Annotated in this window: 12 protein-coding genes; 11 read left to right on the forward strand and 1 reads right to left on the reverse strand. The window is 33.2% G+C overall.

Annotated features, from left to right (window positions below):
• The first annotated feature begins 80 nt into the window (after positions 1 to 80).
• The 4 genes from acsn021_RS02385 to acsn021_RS02400 all read left to right on the forward strand — a co-directional run bounded on the left by acsn021_RS02385 (position 81) and on the right by acsn021_RS02400 (position 6984).
• Positions 81 to 344 carry a helix-turn-helix domain-containing protein gene (locus acsn021_RS02385; protein ID WP_184092679.1) on the forward strand — a complete coding sequence of 88 codons (264 nt, stop codon included), beginning with the start codon at positions 81 to 83 and terminating at the stop codon, positions 342 to 344.
• A 104-nt stretch (positions 345 to 448) separates the two neighbouring features.
• The gene (locus tag acsn021_RS02390) at positions 449 to 2509 is read left to right on the forward strand and encodes a RecQ family ATP-dependent DNA helicase (RefSeq protein WP_184092678.1); all 2061 of its coding nucleotides are present in this window, start codon (positions 449 to 451) and stop codon (positions 2507 to 2509) included.
• A complete protein-coding gene (locus acsn021_RS02395) occupies positions 2510 to 3718 on the forward strand; it encodes a DNA-processing protein DprA (protein WP_184092677.1) in 1209 nt (402 codons plus the stop codon).
• A gap of 38 nt (positions 3719 to 3756) precedes the next feature.
• Entirely contained in the window at positions 3757 to 6984 is a 3228-nt protein-coding gene (locus tag acsn021_RS02400; RefSeq protein ID WP_184092676.1) for an ATP-binding protein, read from the forward strand.
• A 464-nt stretch (positions 6985 to 7448) separates the two neighbouring features.
• Here acsn021_RS02400 and acsn021_RS02405 read toward each other — a convergent pair whose 3' ends face one another.
• Positions 7449 to 8813, reverse strand: a complete 1365-nt coding sequence (locus acsn021_RS02405; RefSeq protein ID WP_184092675.1) for an MATE family efflux transporter — start codon at positions 8811 to 8813, stop codon at positions 7449 to 7451.
• A gap of 117 nt (positions 8814 to 8930) precedes the next feature.
• On the opposite strand from acsn021_RS02405, the gene acsn021_RS02410 reads away from it, so the two are divergent.
• From acsn021_RS02410 to acsn021_RS02440, 7 genes are all read left to right on the forward strand, one after another.
• Positions 8931 to 9551 carry a Crp/Fnr family transcriptional regulator gene (locus acsn021_RS02410; RefSeq protein WP_184092674.1) on the forward strand — a complete coding sequence of 207 codons (621 nt, stop codon included), beginning with the start codon at positions 8931 to 8933 and terminating at the stop codon, positions 9549 to 9551.
• A 523-nt stretch (positions 9552 to 10074) separates the two neighbouring features.
• A complete protein-coding gene (locus acsn021_RS02415; RefSeq protein ID WP_184092673.1) occupies positions 10075 to 10347 on the forward strand; it encodes a hypothetical protein in 273 nt (90 codons plus the stop codon).
• A 103-nt stretch (positions 10348 to 10450) separates the two neighbouring features.
• Positions 10451 to 11641, forward strand: a complete 1191-nt coding sequence (locus acsn021_RS02420) for a macrolide family glycosyltransferase (protein ID WP_184092672.1) — start codon at positions 10451 to 10453, stop codon at positions 11639 to 11641.
• A 2-nt stretch (positions 11642 to 11643) separates the two neighbouring features.
• Positions 11644 to 12189 carry a PadR family transcriptional regulator gene (locus tag acsn021_RS02425; RefSeq protein ID WP_184092671.1) on the forward strand — a complete coding sequence of 182 codons (546 nt, stop codon included), beginning with the start codon at positions 11644 to 11646 and terminating at the stop codon, positions 12187 to 12189.
• Positions 12190 to 12599: 410 nt separating this feature from the next.
• Positions 12600 to 13433 (forward strand): PRD domain-containing protein, encoded by an 834-nt coding sequence (locus acsn021_RS02430; protein ID WP_184092670.1) that lies wholly within the window; start codon positions 12600 to 12602, stop codon positions 13431 to 13433.
• A 275-nt stretch (positions 13434 to 13708) separates the two neighbouring features.
• A complete protein-coding gene (locus acsn021_RS02435) occupies positions 13709 to 15091 on the forward strand; it encodes a PTS transporter subunit EIIC (protein ID WP_184092669.1) in 1383 nt (460 codons plus the stop codon).
• A 17-nt stretch (positions 15092 to 15108) separates the two neighbouring features.
• Positions 15109 to 16554: a glycoside hydrolase family 1 protein gene (locus acsn021_RS02440; protein ID WP_184092668.1), complete on the forward strand. Its 1446-nt coding sequence runs from the start codon at positions 15109 to 15111 to the stop codon at positions 16552 to 16554.
• Positions 16555 to 16567 lie beyond the last annotated feature (13 nt).

Consider the following 16567-nt stretch of genomic DNA (forward strand, 5'->3'; position numbering starts at 1 on the left):
GTTTTGCAAAAGTGGTTATGGTAAAATGGTTTTAAAATAAAACCATAAAAAAATGATTTTTAGATAATGAGGATTAGAATATGAATGAAATACTGGGCTTTGTAAATGAAAAAACAAAGGTATTGGTAATTCTAAAGGAGAATCAATTACAAATCGATGGAAAGAGCATTTGCCCATTGAATCAGCAAGAAATAGCCAATTTGGTACCCTGTGGAAAACTTAAGGTAAATCAGATATTGAAAGAATTGATTGACGATGGATATGTTGAAATGCTTCATACAAAAGGTCGGTATATTGTTACGGCTAAGGCATATGAAGTGTTGAAAAAATTGTCGTTTAAGTAGTGTAAGTCCTGAAAAATGGACAGGGATTATTATACAATTTGTAGAAAAATCGAAAGAACTTTTAGTTGAGTTTGAAAAGAAATCGAATTATGGAGGGGGAAAAAATGGAAGAATTACTTATTGAACTAAAAAATACCTATGGAAAAGAAGCAGAATTTAGAGATGGACAACAAGAAGCTATTCAAGGTGTTCTTGACGGAAAGAGATTGTTGGTGGTTCAAAAAACAGGATGGGGTAAGAGTCTTGTGTACTTTCTTGCAACAAAAGTGTTGAGAAAACGGGGTAAAGGGATAACACTTATTATAAGTCCGTTATTAGCATTAATGAATAATCAGATTGAATCAGCTAATAAACTTGGGTTAAATGTTGAAACAATAAACTCTGAAAATGCTGAGGATTGGGACTCTATAACGGAGCAATTGAGCAAAGGTAATATCGATGCCTTAATAATCTCACCAGAACGATTATCTAATCCAGAGTTTAAAAAGTTACTTATGGATAGGCTCGCAGCACAGATATCTCTATTTGTTGTTGATGAAGCTCACTGTATTTCAGATTGGGGACATGATTTTAGACCAGATTATAGAAGAATTGTAGATATTATTAATAGATTACCGTCAAATATTCCGGTACTTGCAACTACAGCAACGGCAAATGATCGAGTAGTTAATGATATCAAAAAGCAATTAGGGGATAAATTGCTCATAAGTAGAGGTAGCCTTATGAGAGAATCATTATCATTGCAAGTTATTGAATTACATTCAAAAGAAGCACGAATGGCGTGGATTTTACAAAATATAAATAAAATACCAGGAACAGGTATTATTTATTGTTTGACGGTGAATGATTGTAAGTTATTGAATAAATGGTTAAATGAGAATGGAATTAGTAGCGAAAGTTACTTTGCGGGACTAGATGCAGAAAAGAAAAATGAAGTAGTTAATTCTTTTATGAATAATTCCATAAAAGTTCTTGTTGCTACAGTTGCATTTGGTATGGGGTTCGATAAGCCAGATATAGGATTTGTAATTCACTTTCAGAGACCGGGGAATATAGTTGCATATTATCAACAAATCGGTCGTGCAGGCAGAGGAATAGATAAAGCATATGCGATATTATTATGTGGTGGTGAAGATGATGATATTAATAATTATTTTATAGATTCAGCGTTTCCAACGGAAGAACTGATGGAGACTATTGTTAATACGGTTATGCAACATCCTGGAATCAGAATTACTCAGTTAGAAAAGTATATTAATATGAAACCTTCAAAAATTAAGTCATGTGTAAAATATTTGTTAGTAAATGGGGACATTTATGTTGAAGATAAACAATATTATAAGACAACACGCATATGGAAACCAGATTTAGAGAAGAGTAGAGAAATAACAAATATCAGAAAAAAAGAACTTTTGGAAATAGAAGAGTTTTCAAAACAAGTTAACTGTTATATGGAGTATATCGCTAATATTTTGGATGACACGGACGCAAAAGCATGTGGATCATGTGAAAATTGTGTTGGACATCCATTGATAAAAGTTGAAGTACCAGAGATCTTAGTGTTAAAGGCGCAACAATTCATTCGAGAAGATTTTAATATTATTGAAGCAAGAAAACAATGGCCATCTGGAGAAAGAATTGATGGAGGAAATCGTATTTCTGCTGAATTAATATGCGAGACAGGAAGAGTATTAAGTAATTATGGAGATGCTGGTTGGGGAAAACTTGTATCAGCAGGCAAGTATAAGGATAATTTTTTTGATGATAAATTAGTGGAGGCATCGGGATTGTTACTTGAAAATTTTATTAGAGATAATAATATTAAATGGGTAACAAGTGTGCCATCCATTAGAAGACCAGAATTGGTAAAATCTTTTGCGGAGAGACTGGCTTCAAGATTGGGATTAAAGTATTACGATGCAATTGAAAAAGTAAATAATAATAGATGCCAAAAAGAATTAAATACAAGTTATTTGCAGTATGAAAATGCATATAATTCTTTTGAGGTGAGCCATGTATATGATGAAAATGTTTTATTGGTAGACGATATGGTAGATTCTAGATGGACATTTACAGTATGTGGATATAAACTAAGAAAGAATGGGAGTGGGAGGGTTTTTCCTTTTGCATTAGCAAACAGTGCAGGTAGAAATGGAGATGAATAAATGAAATTTTCAGATAATGCAATGAGCGCAATTTTATTGTGCAGCTACATTGGAATTAATAAAGACGATACAGCGAAGCCGTTCTCACTTGGTGAGTGGAATCAGTTTTTGGACAAAGTTATTGATATGAAACTCGACCCAAGTGTTGTATTAAGCAATGATATGGGAATGTTAACTCGATTAAAATATAGTAGTAATGAAATTGAACGAATAAAAAAATTGGTATCGCGTGGTGGGGCTGTTGCGTTTGAAATTGATGATTTGTCAAACAAAGGAATAGAAGTAATAACGTTATTTGATGCGGACTATCCGGTGCTATTAAAAAGAAAATTAAAAAGAAAAACACCTCCAATTTTATTTTATGCGGGTGATATTAATTTGGCAAAGAAAATAGGAATTGCTGTTGTTGGGTCAAGAGATGTGGATCAAGCTGGAATGGAGTTTACAAGAAAACTTGTGTCTAGAGCTTCTGAAGAAAGATTGGTTGTATATTCAGGAGGAGCAAAAGGTGTTGATTCAATATCGGAAATAACCGCAATCGAAAACGGTAGTGCTGTTGTATCATTCATTGCAGATTCACTAAGTGCTAAAATAAAGAAGAAAGAAGTACTTAAAAATATATTACAGCAGAAATTATTACTAATTTCAGATGTAAAACCAGAAGCAGGATTTAGTGCGGCTAGAGCTATGAATAGAAATAAATATATATATGCAGCTGCTTATGGAGCGTTTGTTATTTCTTCAGACTATAACAAAGGTGGAACATGGGCTGGTGCAATTGAAAATATAAAAAATGATTGGACAAAAGAGTTTGTTTGGAATCATAAAGAATATAATGGAAATATAAAGCTTATTGAAAAAGGAGCTATTCCATATGAGTTAAGCGATGAAAAAATATATGATTCGATAACAAAAAAAGAAAGCAGTTACAATCAATTAGATATATTTAATCTAACCACTACGATAGTTAATGAAACTTCAAATGAGTATAAAAAAATAGAAAATCAAAACATCGTGATTTCGCAAGATATTTATGAAGTTGTTAAAGATTATATTGTAGGAAATATAGGAAGTGGGTTGAGTCTGGAACAAGCGTCAGAACAGTTTAAGGTTGCGAAAGGTCAGATGAAAATATGGTTAAAAAGATTATGTGATGACGAAAAGATTATACTTGAAAATGCTATCTATTCAAAAAAATCTACAAACTAATTATAACAACTATGAAAAAGATTCAGGAGGTTGAAGTATTGGAATTTATTGAAGAAGAAATAATAAAAATATTAACACTAAAACCTTCTGAATGTGCATATTTGGATTATAAAGAAGTGCCGTATATGACAAATAAAAAGCATGATTTTATCAAAGATGTAATTGCAATGCTAAATTCTGAAGAAGCATATGCAAAGGATAAAGTAATTGTCATCGGTGTTGTAGATCAGAATAAATACTTAAAAGGAATTGATATTCAGCAGTGGACAGATGACAATATTTTTCAAAATTGGATTGATAATATTGACCCGAGACCAAGTATTCAAACTGGTACTGTGGAATACGAAGAGAAGACTTTTGGATATATTTTTATAAGTAAAGAAAACATAAAAAGAATATATGAAGTAAATAAAACGGTTATCGGTGAAAAAAGTGACCAAGCTTCAGTAAAAGCGGGAGTTTATCAAGGACAAGCTTTTACACGGCAAGGTAGTAGAAATAGTATTTTGATGCAGAATGAACGTGAAGAGATTACTAAAAAGAAAATAAGACCTGATGATAAAGAATATATTGCATATAGAAGTGTTAATACATATAATCCGATGACTAAGATAAAACCTATAGTTGTTGCTGCATTAGTAGGCGAGTGGAACGAAAATAATACTGGTGATTTATCTGTTATAGAAGAAATATATGGAGGAACATATAATCTTTTTATTAGAGATATAAGGATTTTTTATGAGAGCAACAAGGATAACATAGAGCTTGTTGACAATAGATGGAAAATAAATAATCGCTTATCTTTATTGCAAGAAATTGCAAATGAGATTTACGATGAACATATAGATGGTCTTTTTTTCAATATTCAAAAAATATGGGGAGAAGTAGACCCCAAATACGGCTTACCATCAGAGCAAAGATATGCAAGTAGCGTATATTTAAAGAATGAAAAGAAGGTTTATTCAAACAATATACGCAGAGGATTAATTGAGTTTATGGCAATTGCAGGAAATAATACTGAGTTGTTTGTTTCATGTTCTAGATATAAGATAGAAAACTGTATAGCTAAGGAAATAACAAAAATATTTACCTGTAATGACTGGAAAGTTTATGCTAGTTTATCCGAAGAGTTAGATCTTTTGGCGGAATCAAATCCAGAAACATTTTTGAGTGAACTTGAAAAAGCATTAAGAAATAAAAAAAGTTCATTTATTGACTATCTTAATCAAAAGGAAACGGGAATATCAGAAACAAAATATGGATATCAATTAGGGTGGACACTAGCAAAATTGGCATCATATTCAGAATATTTTGCAAAATCATGTAGTGTATTGTTTCTGTTGTCTGAGTTTAGATTAGATTTTCTTCCTACGTTAGTTGGAATTGTTCTGCCGTGGTATCCTCAAACTACTGCTAAGCCAAATGTTAGAATTGGCATGATTAAAGGTTTGTTAGCTGAGAATATAGAAGTGGGCTGGAATTTATTGATGATGTTAATGCCTAAAAAGACTACAATAGGAAATCCGGTGCAACAAGCTAAGTATATGAAAAACAATATTTTGCCAGAAAGTGTAACGAATAAAGAATTTTGGGAGCTAACCATAGCATATATAAGAATTGCATGTACCTATGCCATAGGAGATTGTTCTAAATTACTTCAGTTTGTTGATATAATTGATGATGTGCCTGTAGAAATTTTTATGGAAGTTATCGAAACATTCAAAAAAAGTACTCCAATACTTAATAATAGTGAAAAAGAAATTATTTGGAACAAAATTGAGGATTTGATAACAAAACATCGAAAATATAGTTCTTCAAATTGGGCACTGCCAGAGGAAGCAATTAAAGTGTTGGAAGATTTATTAATAGACTATTTTCCAAACGATGAATATATTCAAAACAAAAGAATGTTTCGTAAAGAACAATATGAACTGGTTGATAGAAAAGATAATTGGGAAGAAGCTGAAAAAGGTATTTTTGAAAGGCAAAAAGAGATTATAAAAATTATTTATAAGGAAGGGGGAGTTGAAGCAGTATATCAATTTAATGAAAATATAGAGAGAGTAGATATTGCAGGAAGGTGCTTGGCATATATTCGGTTAACTGCTAAAGAAAGTAAATCTGTAATAGAAAAGTTGGAAAGCAATATTTTAAAGAAAACAGAATTTGTTCGTGGATTTATTTTGGAAATATACTATAAAAATAGAGTTAATTTAGATAAAATACTTAATAAAATTAATAGCGAAATGGTAAAAATAAAAGTTTTTGCTATTCTCCCGATTTCAGAAGAGAATATTAATGAAGTGAAGAATTTTTCGGGTGAAGTTCAAAACTTTTATTGGGAAAATATAGACATATGGGGAGCTGATAAATTATCTATTGAATACTTTGAGTTTGCAGTAAAAAAACTTAATGAAGTAAAAAGAATTAGTAAATCGATTGAGTTGATATATTATATAGGTATTCATAACAAATTGAAATTTGATGTTTTATTGATTTATAATACATTAAACTTATATGTAGGTCACCAAAATACAGATCCAGTAGATGCTTACAAATTGGGCGAATTAATTGGTAGGTTGCAAAATGAATGTGACGATGAAGAAACAATAGTGGAGATAGAGTGGAAATACCTTAATATATTGGATGGAGATGGTGAACATACACCAAAATATTTATATCGAAAATTGTCAACTAAACCAGAATTTTTTATGGAAATACTATCAGTAGCATTTAAAGCTAGAAATGAAGAAAAGAGAAATCTAACTGAACAAGAAAAAATATTAGCTAGTCACTGTCATAAATTATTGTTTTCTTGGAAATTAGTTCCAGGTTTATTGGAGGATGGAAGTATGGATTATACCTTGCTCAGTTATTGGTTTGATACTGTGAGTGGTGTAAGTAAAGACAAGGATAGATACGGAGTTGCTATGACTTATTTTGGACATACTTTGTTCCATGCACCTGCTGACAAGGATAGGTTCTTCATTGATAGAAAAATTGCAGAGATATTACAAAATGATATTGAGGGGAATATTCGAAGTGGATATTCTACAGAAGCTTATAATTCAAGAGGAGTGCATTGGGTTGATCCAACTGGTTCGGCAGAATTTATGCTGGAAGAAGCTTATAATAAAAAAGCTGAAGAATCAGAAGTAAATGGATATTTTAGATTAGGAGAGATGTTACGAAAAATATCAAAATCCTATCATTATGAAGCTATTCATAATATTGAAGAAGAAAAACAATGGAGTAAGGAATCCTAATATTTCAATTAATTAGCAAGAACACGCCATGATACCGTTATGATACCCGAAGCTTATTATACTCAAAATAATACATAGAATTGGCGGACAAAAAGCAATCAAATGACAGTAAAAATATCAAATAGATTCGCCTTAAAGCGAATGGTCAGGGAGTTTGAATGACCTGAAGACACTGGGAAGCCGCTAAATAAGCGACTTCCCAGTGTTTGTGTCAGTAAAATGTCAGCAGAATTTAGAATCACGATAGGATAATAATGTTGAATCGCAGGGGTGAACATTTAAAAATATTTAGAAAAAGAGATTCGTTTTTTAAGAATAGTAATATATAATTGTTTATGTAGAAAAATAGTCCTTATTCTGCAGACTCTAATTTCATTGTGGAATAGGGCAGTATTTATAAACTATGAGAATGACAAATTAGAATTTCTCGCAGAGTGGGTTCACTATCCTTTTTTCTTTAGCTATTATTTTCCTAGTTTCTTGTACTCGGATCCTACGATGAATAATGCTATTACAAAGCAAATTACATCTGAAATCGCTCCTGCATAAAGAACTCCATAGATTCCCCTTTGTAACCCGATACATAAAAATAAAGAGATTGGAATCAGCAAGATAATCTGTCTCAAAAATGCCATTATAGTCGCCTTCTTTATATGACCAAGAGATTGAATTGCCGTACTTCCTGTCATCTCAAGAGCATTCAATGCAATAACCAAAAGAAATGAGTGACACATCAACTCTACGAATTCCATAAATAAGTCATAACTAGGATCGCTCGGTGAAATAAACATGCCACCAAGCTGTCTTGGAAACAAGAAAAAGATAATATTAAATACAACACCAATTAAGAAATTTACAATGATTACTTTCTTTAAAGTTTCTCTAACTCTTTCATTCTGTCCTGCCCCATAATTAAATCCAATAATAGGCTGTGCACCTATCGTAATTCCAATTACAGTAGAAATAAACAATGTATTGATTTTACTCATTAAACCATATGCTGATAATGGTATATCAGCACCAAACTTAGATAATGAACCATATTTAGTCAACATATTATTCATAAATACAAATAATACCAGCACCGTTCCTTGTGTAATAAAAGATGAAATTCCCAAACTAAGTGTCTTGAATACTCCAAGATCTAATTTAAAACTATCCTTATCCAAGTCAACAGATTTAATCTTCTTAATATATACAACTGCAATAACAAATGTAATAATCTGACCAATGATAGTTGCTAATGCTCCGCCTCTCACTCCCATATGAAATCCAAAGATAAAGATAGGATCTAATATAATATTAATGATTGCACCAATAATTAACATGATCATAGAATACTGAGGTGCTCCATCAGACCTTATGATATTAGAGAGTCCAGAATACACAATCATAAAAGGAGCTCCTATAATAATGATTCTTCCATAATCTACAGCGTACTGATATACATTTTCTGTACAACCAAACATATAAACTAATTTTGGTAAAAAAATGAAGGAAACCACTGATAAGAGAACAGATACAATAAACATGACAGTGATAGCCTGTCCTACACTTTTCCCTGCTTCTTCTTTCTTCCCTTCACCCAATCTAAGTGACATACTTGCCGCAGCACCAATACCAATTAAGCTTGCTACTGCATTAAATAAAATAATTAAAGGAAACAGTACATTTGTAGCAGCGTTAGCAAATGTTCCTACTCCCTTTCCAATAAATATTTGATCCACAATATTATATATTGAATTAATTAACATACTAATTACACACGGAATACAGAATGCAACTAATAATTTATTAATTTTCTCTTTTCCAAGATCTAAATTACCCATTCGAATTTCTCCTCTTTTTATTCTATTTTTTTTGCAACGTATTGTATTATAGCGTATAATAAATTTAAAATAACAAGACATGTGTCTTGTTGTAAAAAATTTAGGAGTTTATATTTTATGAAACAACTATTCGATCAAGCAGTAATCTCTTCCTATACAAAATTACACCATATAGATTCCTATTTTGAGAATCTTCATATCCCCAAATACATTATAGAATACGAAAAGGGAGAATTTTTAAGTTCTCCCCTTTTATCAAACCATTATATTCAATTCATCATTGAGGGTGAAGTAAATATTCATTATATTCGTGAAGATGGTACCCTCTATTCTTTGGCAAACTGTGGTGAAAACTATATGATAGGTGAACAACAGCTTTTCTTCAACACAGATGATGCTGTCTATGCGGTAGCCATAACTCCTACCAAAAGCATTGCAATCTCCATCGATCAGTGCCGTGAATTACTACTAAATGACAACGTATTCTTAAGAAAAATTGCTGAAAAACTATGTACCACGCTCTCTACAATTACCAAAAGTGATGCTTCTTCCAGTGACTTGCAAAGCCGTACATTTAATTATATGAAATATAGGTGTAAAGATGGTTCCTTTACTGGTCTTGAAAAAACAGCCTTTCATCTTCACTGCAGCACTCGTCAGCTTCAGAGGGTCCTTAATCAACTAGAATCTTTAGGGATTGTTAAGAAAACTGGAAAAGGAGCTTATCAATTATTATGAGAGTATCGAGATCATACTACTTATACCACGATTAGTATATTATACCAGTTACAACCCCTTCATCTCTGCGAGAAATGCGCGATTTCACTTTGAACAACCTACCCGACAAATTTCAGCTTGTCGAGTTAATGAAGAAATGCAACATATGAATTTTGAAGGGAGGAATTATGTTAAGAAAATACAAAATAGGATTTGATTTCAGAGGACTAATACTGTTTCTAATTATTATGATTCCGAATTTTATATAGTTTATCATACCAGCACCTAATGATATTTTAAGAGCTGATTCAGTGACTTCGCACATTGATATGATTGCGTGGGTCTGTCAGGTGTTGATGATTATGATCTTATGTATTTTTATTAGCAAAAGAGAACAATGAAGTGAAAGCGGCAAGATGGATTGGTATTGTAATATTGTGCTGTATCTTATATTTTTCGAGCTGGATTTGTTATTATATAGGCATAACCAATTTACTTGTTGTCATAGGACTAACGATTCCATCATGTCTAGCATTTCTCTTTTTTGCTATTTACAGAAAAATACAATTGCGGTTTTGCTTGTAACAATCTTTACAATATGTCACTTGATATATCCAATTATGAATTCTGTGAATTAGTTAAATTACAGTTTATAAATTATTGGTTAGATAATAGAAAAAGACAGGTGGAGGTGGTTGTAGAAAAAATTAATAAGGCAGAATACGGCAACAAAAAAGCTGAAGCGGAACTGCCATGCGTGGAGCATGTTGTGTATAGAAGTGTAGAAGAGCAGTCGGATTTATCCAGGCGAACATAAGATTAGAACTATAGAATTACTAGTTCCTGATAAATTAAAATTGACAAATATATCACTCTGATATATTATTGTATATATCAGAGTGATATAAGGAGCGAAAACTATGGATATATTGTTTATCAATGCAAATCTATACGGACATATTAATCCGACACTTGGATTAGTTAAAAAATTGGTTAAAAGGGGACATCAAGTAAGCTATTTTTGCTCAGAACCATTTTCAGAGCAGGTAACAAATATGGGTGCAAAATGGATTGGATATAGTAATAATTTGGAGGCCTTTTTAAAAGGGTATCAGCCGACGGATAGACACCCGTTTTATATGTTGATGGAATATATGCTTTCATATGATGAAGTGGTGCTTCCAGAGATACAGGATATAATTAACAAAAATCAATTTGATATGATTATTTGCGATTCCTATTTCGGGGGTGGCTGTTTTTTGAAGCATCTTACGAAGATACCGGTAGTATGTTCACATTCTTCTTTTGCAATGAGTAAAACTCCATTACCAGAACGAATGCTTGTACCGGGATTTCATCCTCAGCTTGATAATTGTAATCAGATATTAAGACGTATTTGTAAAAAATATACTATAGAAGAGCTTACATTAGAAGAAGTTTTTACGAGCAAAGGTGATTTGAACATTGTATATACTACCCGTAATTTTAATGGAGATGCTAACATTCAAGAGCCAACCTATTTATTTAACGGACCATCAATTGAAAGTAGACAGGAAGAAAGTTGTTTGGACCTTTCTGTGATAGGAAGTAGAAAGCTTATTTATATTTCACTTGGAAGCTTAAATACTGATTTTACTGATTTTTATAAAATGTGTATTGCGGCATTCTCTGATTTAAATTATTATGTATATATGTCAATTGGAAAAAGATGTGATGTTTCTCAATTAGGTGAAATTCCTCAAAATTTTACCATAAAGAGTTATCTTCCACAAATAGAGATTTTAAAGAGGGCAGATGTGTTTATTACTCATGCTGGATTTAACAGTGTGAATGAGGCATTGTATTTTGGAGTTCCGATGTTTGCGCTGCCATTGGTCAATGATCAATACATGGTGGCTAAGCGCCTTACTTCGATGAAACTGGGAATATGTGAGGATATGAAAGAGATGTCCGCAGGAATATTAAGAGATAAAACGGAAAATCTCCTAGCAGATGTGGAAATTAAGGAAAGGTGTATGCAGAGTTCGCTGGATATGAAAAATACTGCCAATCTTGAACAAACTGTTTTAAGACTTGAAGATTATGTTAATGGATTGAAAGAAGGAAACTAACAATGGCATTAAAAAATAAATCGATGTATGCAATTCTGGGTATATTGAATCTATCACCTAGTACAGGATATGATATTAAGAAATACAGTGACAAGGTACTGTCAGGATTTTGGAATGAAAACTTCGGACATATCTATCCTACATTGAAAATGTTGCTGAGAGATGAGATGATTGAAATTGTGGATAAGGAAAAGGATGAAAAGAAAATCCGATATGACATAACTGGGAAGGGAAAGCAGGAGCTTAACGCATGGCTCCTGGAAGAAACTATTCAACAGCCGGTACGTTCTGAATTTATGCTTAAATTATTATTTTCAAGTGATGCACCAAGGGAAAATGTAATTCGAATGCTGGAAGATTATAAAAAAATACATCAAAAGAATATTGATAAATATCTAATATTACAAAAGAATTTGGAGCAAGGCATCAAAGAAATATCAAAGGAAAGAGCCTGTTTTATGAAGGCAATTATTAGAAAAGGAATTATATCCAGTGAAGCAGCGGTTCAATGGTGTGATGAGACAATGGAAGTGTTTCAATCGTCCTAAGTATGTAGCAATTGTGATTTTCTATACGGAATGATGTTACAAACACGCTTTTGTATCGTGACAACACATTAGCAACACAAAATGGTTATTTGTACACGCAGACTTTCCGGCACATGGAAGGCTTATAAGCTTCGGATGATATACCGGATGAATTTGTATCATATGATTCGACGACCCGACAGTATTACTACATGATTATACAGCAATTCAAGTATCTGGAAAAAGGACTTGTTAGTATTGCACATAAAATAAAGACTAAATTGATTTAAATTGACACGTTGACATAAGCAGTATTATCGATTACACTTAATCTAGAAGTAAGGATTGTTACTCTTTGAGGCATTACCTGTTTATTTTGGTATGTGTTCAAGGAGTTTTTTTGTTATCTAGAAAGGACTGGAGGGATAATCATGAAGGCAATTAAAAAAATCAATAATAATGTTGCTATATGTGAAGACGATAATAAAAAAGAATTGATTGCCTTTGGTAAAGGAATTGGATTCCCGGCAATGCCATATCAGATAACAGACCTTAGTTCTATTTCAATGACCTTTTATAGAATGGACAAAAGCTATTATAAGCTATTAGAAGAAATACCGGAAGAAGTTTTTGAGGTAGCGGCCATGATTGTGAAGAAGGCGCAGATTACTTTGAACTGTAATCTCAATCCGAACCTTTTGCCGGGACTTGCTGACCATATTAATTTTGCATTGACGAGACTAAAGAAATTCAAGAAGATGAAGATGTTATTCTCTTATGACGTGGAGCAGTTGTATCCCACAGAGACATCACTGGGTAGATATGCAGTGAAGCTAATTCAAAAAAAGCTTTTAGTAAAATTGCCGGAAAGCGAGATAACGAACATTGCAATGCACTTTGTGAATGCAGAAGAAGAGAATATCAATCAACCATCAAAATTTGATGTCGAGTCATTAATTGAAGTTATAACAAAAGAAATTGAACAAAGGTTTGAGGTGTCAATTGACCGAAAGGGGTTTAACTACAACCGTTTTATAATGCACTTAAGATATTATTTAAAACGACTTGAAGAGAAACGGCAGTTTGTAGATGATAATGGCGTGCTTTTTGAAGCTATGAAAGAAGAGAATCCCCTGATTTATGAATGTGCAATCGGTGTGAGTTCGATTATTGAAGAAAAGCTCCATGCCCAAACTACACAGGATGAAACTTTATATCTGATGATACACATCAGTCGAATTATAAAGAATAATACAATAACATAATAACGTAAGGATTGTAACTCCCATTGGAGGCATTACCGAAGTTAACGCAAGAGGATAACTGCGTTTCTTCGGTTTTTTTTATTTAGTAAATAACTTAAAATTAGACAATTGCGAAACGGTTGTTTTATGTATCGGAATCAGTCAAAGTAACTAATGACAGGTTCTGACGCAGTGGCAAGTCACTTTTATTTTAGTGATTTTACCTACTTTTAACCCCTAGAATTATTGCTTCGCAGTTGACTGAATATATAAAATAATGAAAAGGAGAAATAGATATGGCTAAAGTAGAAAAATATGAAGAGCTTGCAACGAAAGTGCTGGAACTGGTGGGTGGTAAAGATAATATTACCTATTTCGGTCACTGTATGACAAGATTAAGATTTAACGTAAAGGATACAAGCATTGTCAACTTAGCTGAGATTCAGAAAACTACCGGTGTCATTGGAGCGCAATGGTCCAATGAACAACTACAGATTATTATAGGACAATCCGTGGGGGATGCCTATAAGCTAATTTGTTCTAAAACTGGAATGACTGCTGAAAAGAGCTTAGATGAGAACTTGGATGATAAGAAGAAAAAGTTTGGTATTAGTACTATTTTGGATGGTATTTCGGGGAGTTTAATGCCATTAATACCTGCATTAATCGGTGCGGGTATGCTAAAAGTTATAATTATACTGGGTGAGTTGATTGGATTCTTAACTCCGGATATGCCAACCTATGCAGTATTGTCATTTGCAGCGGATGCAGGATTTTATTTCTTACCGGTATTTTTAGGTGCAACTGCTGCCAGTAAATTTAAAACAAATATGGGACTGGGAATGTTGCTAGGAGCAATCTTAATACATCCAACATTGATAGGAAATGTTGCGGCAGGCGTAGGAATGTCGGTTTTTAGTATACCTGTTTATGGTACCACTTATGCAAATACAATTTTCCCGATTATTATGGCTGTTTTTGTAATGTCTTATGTTGAGAAATTTTTCAGAAAAATCTCACATGATTCAGTGAAAGCAATCGTTGTACCACTAGGAACTATCTTAGTAATGCTTCCCCTAACATTATGTCTGATTGGACCTGCAGGTGCTTTTTTAGGGACTTACTTAGCAAAAGGAATTATGTGGTTATATAATACAACCGGTTTCTTCGGTGTTGCAATTCTGGCAGCAGTATACCCTCTTTTAGTAATCACAGGTATGCACGGAGCATTAGTGCCTTACATGTTCCAATCCTTTGCAACCTTTGCATATGAGCCTATCGTTTGTGTTGCAGGTGTTCTTGCAAATATTAATCAGGGAGCAGCATCAGCAGCAGTAGCAATAAAGTGTAAAGATAAAAAGACGAAATCAACAGCATTTTCAAGTGCAGTTACAGCAGTTGTGGGTGGAGTAACAGAACCTGCAATGTTTGGTATTAATCTTCGATTAAAAAAACCTTTATATGCGGCAATGATTGGTAATTTCTGCGGAGCTGCATTTGCAGGATTCATGAAGGTATATGCCTATGCATTTGCAGGAAGTGCCGGTATTTTCGGAGTTGCAGGATTCATTGGACCTACAAATATGAATGTTATTTATATGGTTATAAGTGTTATTATCGGATTTATAGTAACTTTTATTACTACATTAATTCTATATAAAGGCGAAAGCATATATTAAAAATAGGAGGCAAAAACATGAGTTTTCCAAAGGGTTTTCTATGGGGAGGAGCTACGGCTGCGAACCAGTTTGAAGGTGGATGGAATGAAGATGGGAAAGGTGATAGTGTCTGCGATCATATGACAGGCGGTTCAGTTAATACCCATCGTTATTTTACGAATACCATACAAGAAGGCACATATTACCCATCCCACGAAGGGATAGACTTTTACCATAGATACAAGGAAGATATTGCATTATTTGCTGAGATGGGATTCCGAGTATTTCGTATGTCTGTTAATTGGACACGGATATTTCCCGGTGGAGATGAGGTTACACCGAATCAAAAGGGACTTGACTTTTATAAATCAGTTTTTGAAGAATGCAAAAAGTATGGAATTGAGCCATTAGTAACTATTTCCCATTATGAATTACCGTATCACCTAATGGATAAATACGATGGATGGCTGAATCGTAAGTGTATTGATTTTTACCTGCACTATTGCAACACATTGTTTGAGGAATATAAGGACTTAGTTAAATACTGGCTTACATTTAATGAAATCAATTGTTTGACAATGAGTATAGGTGACATATTGTCAGGAGGCTTTAAGTGTGAGGATGGCCCGGCGCAGGTATTGGGACTTCCGGATACACAAGAACAGCTGGCAAAAAGATATCAGGCCTTGCACCATCAGTTTATTGCCAGTGCCAAAGCAGTTAAATTAGGGCATGAAATTAATCCGGAATTTAAAATTGGCTGTATGGTTGCCGGAGGTTGTATCTATCCATATACTTGTAATCCAGAGGATGTTCTCCTGGCGCAAAAGGATATGAGAATGAATTATTTCTGTGGAGATGTACAAGTTCGAGGAGAATATCCACACTTTACGGAGAGAATGTTTGAAGAGTTTGGCATTACAATTAAGATGGAAGCTGAAGACTCTGATATACTAAAAAGTGGTAAGGTGGATTTCTATAGCCTTAGCTATTATATGAGTACTTGCAGTACTGCTGACGAGGAAGCCTTAAAAACTTCCGGTAATGTTGTAATGGGTGTAAAAAATCCGTATTTAAAATCAAGCGACTGGGGTTGGCAGATTGACCCGAAAGGATTACGATATCTATTAAATGATTTGTATGGCAGATATCAGATTCCTATTATGGTTGTTGAGAATGGCTTAGGTGCTATTGACAAATTGGAAGCAGACGGAACCATACATGATGACTATAGAATTGATTATTTACGTGAACACATAAAACAAATGGATGAAGCAATTCGCGATGGGGTGGATTTAATTGGATTTACGCCTTGGGGCTGCATTGATTTGGTAAGTGCCTCAACTGGAGAGATGAAAAAAAGATATGGATTTATTTATGTAGATAAAGATAATGAGGGAAATGGAACGTTAAATAGATTGCGTAAGGATTCATTTTATTGGTATAAAAAAGTAATAGAGTCAAATGGTAATAACCTTGCTTAAGCAATTACACTAG

The organism is Anaerocolumna cellulosilytica (genome assembly GCF_014218335.1).
GTDB lineage: Bacteria > Bacillota > Clostridia > Lachnospirales > Lachnospiraceae > Anaerocolumna > Anaerocolumna cellulosilytica.

What these genes read in the sequence shown, in the direction of transcription:
- acsn021_RS02385 (WP_184092679.1), top strand. Translation starts at nt 81, where the DNA reads ATGAATGAAATACTGGGCTTTGTAAATGAAAAAACAAAGGTATTGGTA.
- acsn021_RS02390 (WP_184092678.1), top strand. Translation starts at nt 449, where the DNA reads ATGGAAGAATTACTTATTGAACTAAAAAATACCTATGGAAAAGAAGCA.
- acsn021_RS02395 (WP_184092677.1), top strand. Translation starts at nt 2,510, where the DNA reads ATGAAATTTTCAGATAATGCAATGAGCGCAATTTTATTGTGCAGCTAC.
- acsn021_RS02405 (WP_184092675.1), bottom strand. Translation starts at nt 8,813, where the DNA reads ATGGGTAATTTAGATCTTGGAAAAGAGAAAATTAATAAATTATTAGTT.
- acsn021_RS02410 (WP_184092674.1), top strand. Translation starts at nt 8,931, where the DNA reads ATGAAACAACTATTCGATCAAGCAGTAATCTCTTCCTATACAAAATTA.
- acsn021_RS02420 (WP_184092672.1), top strand. Translation starts at nt 10,451, where the DNA reads ATGGATATATTGTTTATCAATGCAAATCTATACGGACATATTAATCCG.
- acsn021_RS02425 (WP_184092671.1), top strand. Translation starts at nt 11,644, where the DNA reads ATGGCATTAAAAAATAAATCGATGTATGCAATTCTGGGTATATTGAAT.
- acsn021_RS02430 (WP_184092670.1), top strand. Translation starts at nt 12,600, where the DNA reads ATGAAGGCAATTAAAAAAATCAATAATAATGTTGCTATATGTGAAGAC.
- acsn021_RS02435 (WP_184092669.1), top strand. Translation starts at nt 13,709, where the DNA reads ATGGCTAAAGTAGAAAAATATGAAGAGCTTGCAACGAAAGTGCTGGAA.
- acsn021_RS02440 (WP_184092668.1), top strand. Translation starts at nt 15,109, where the DNA reads ATGAGTTTTCCAAAGGGTTTTCTATGGGGAGGAGCTACGGCTGCGAAC.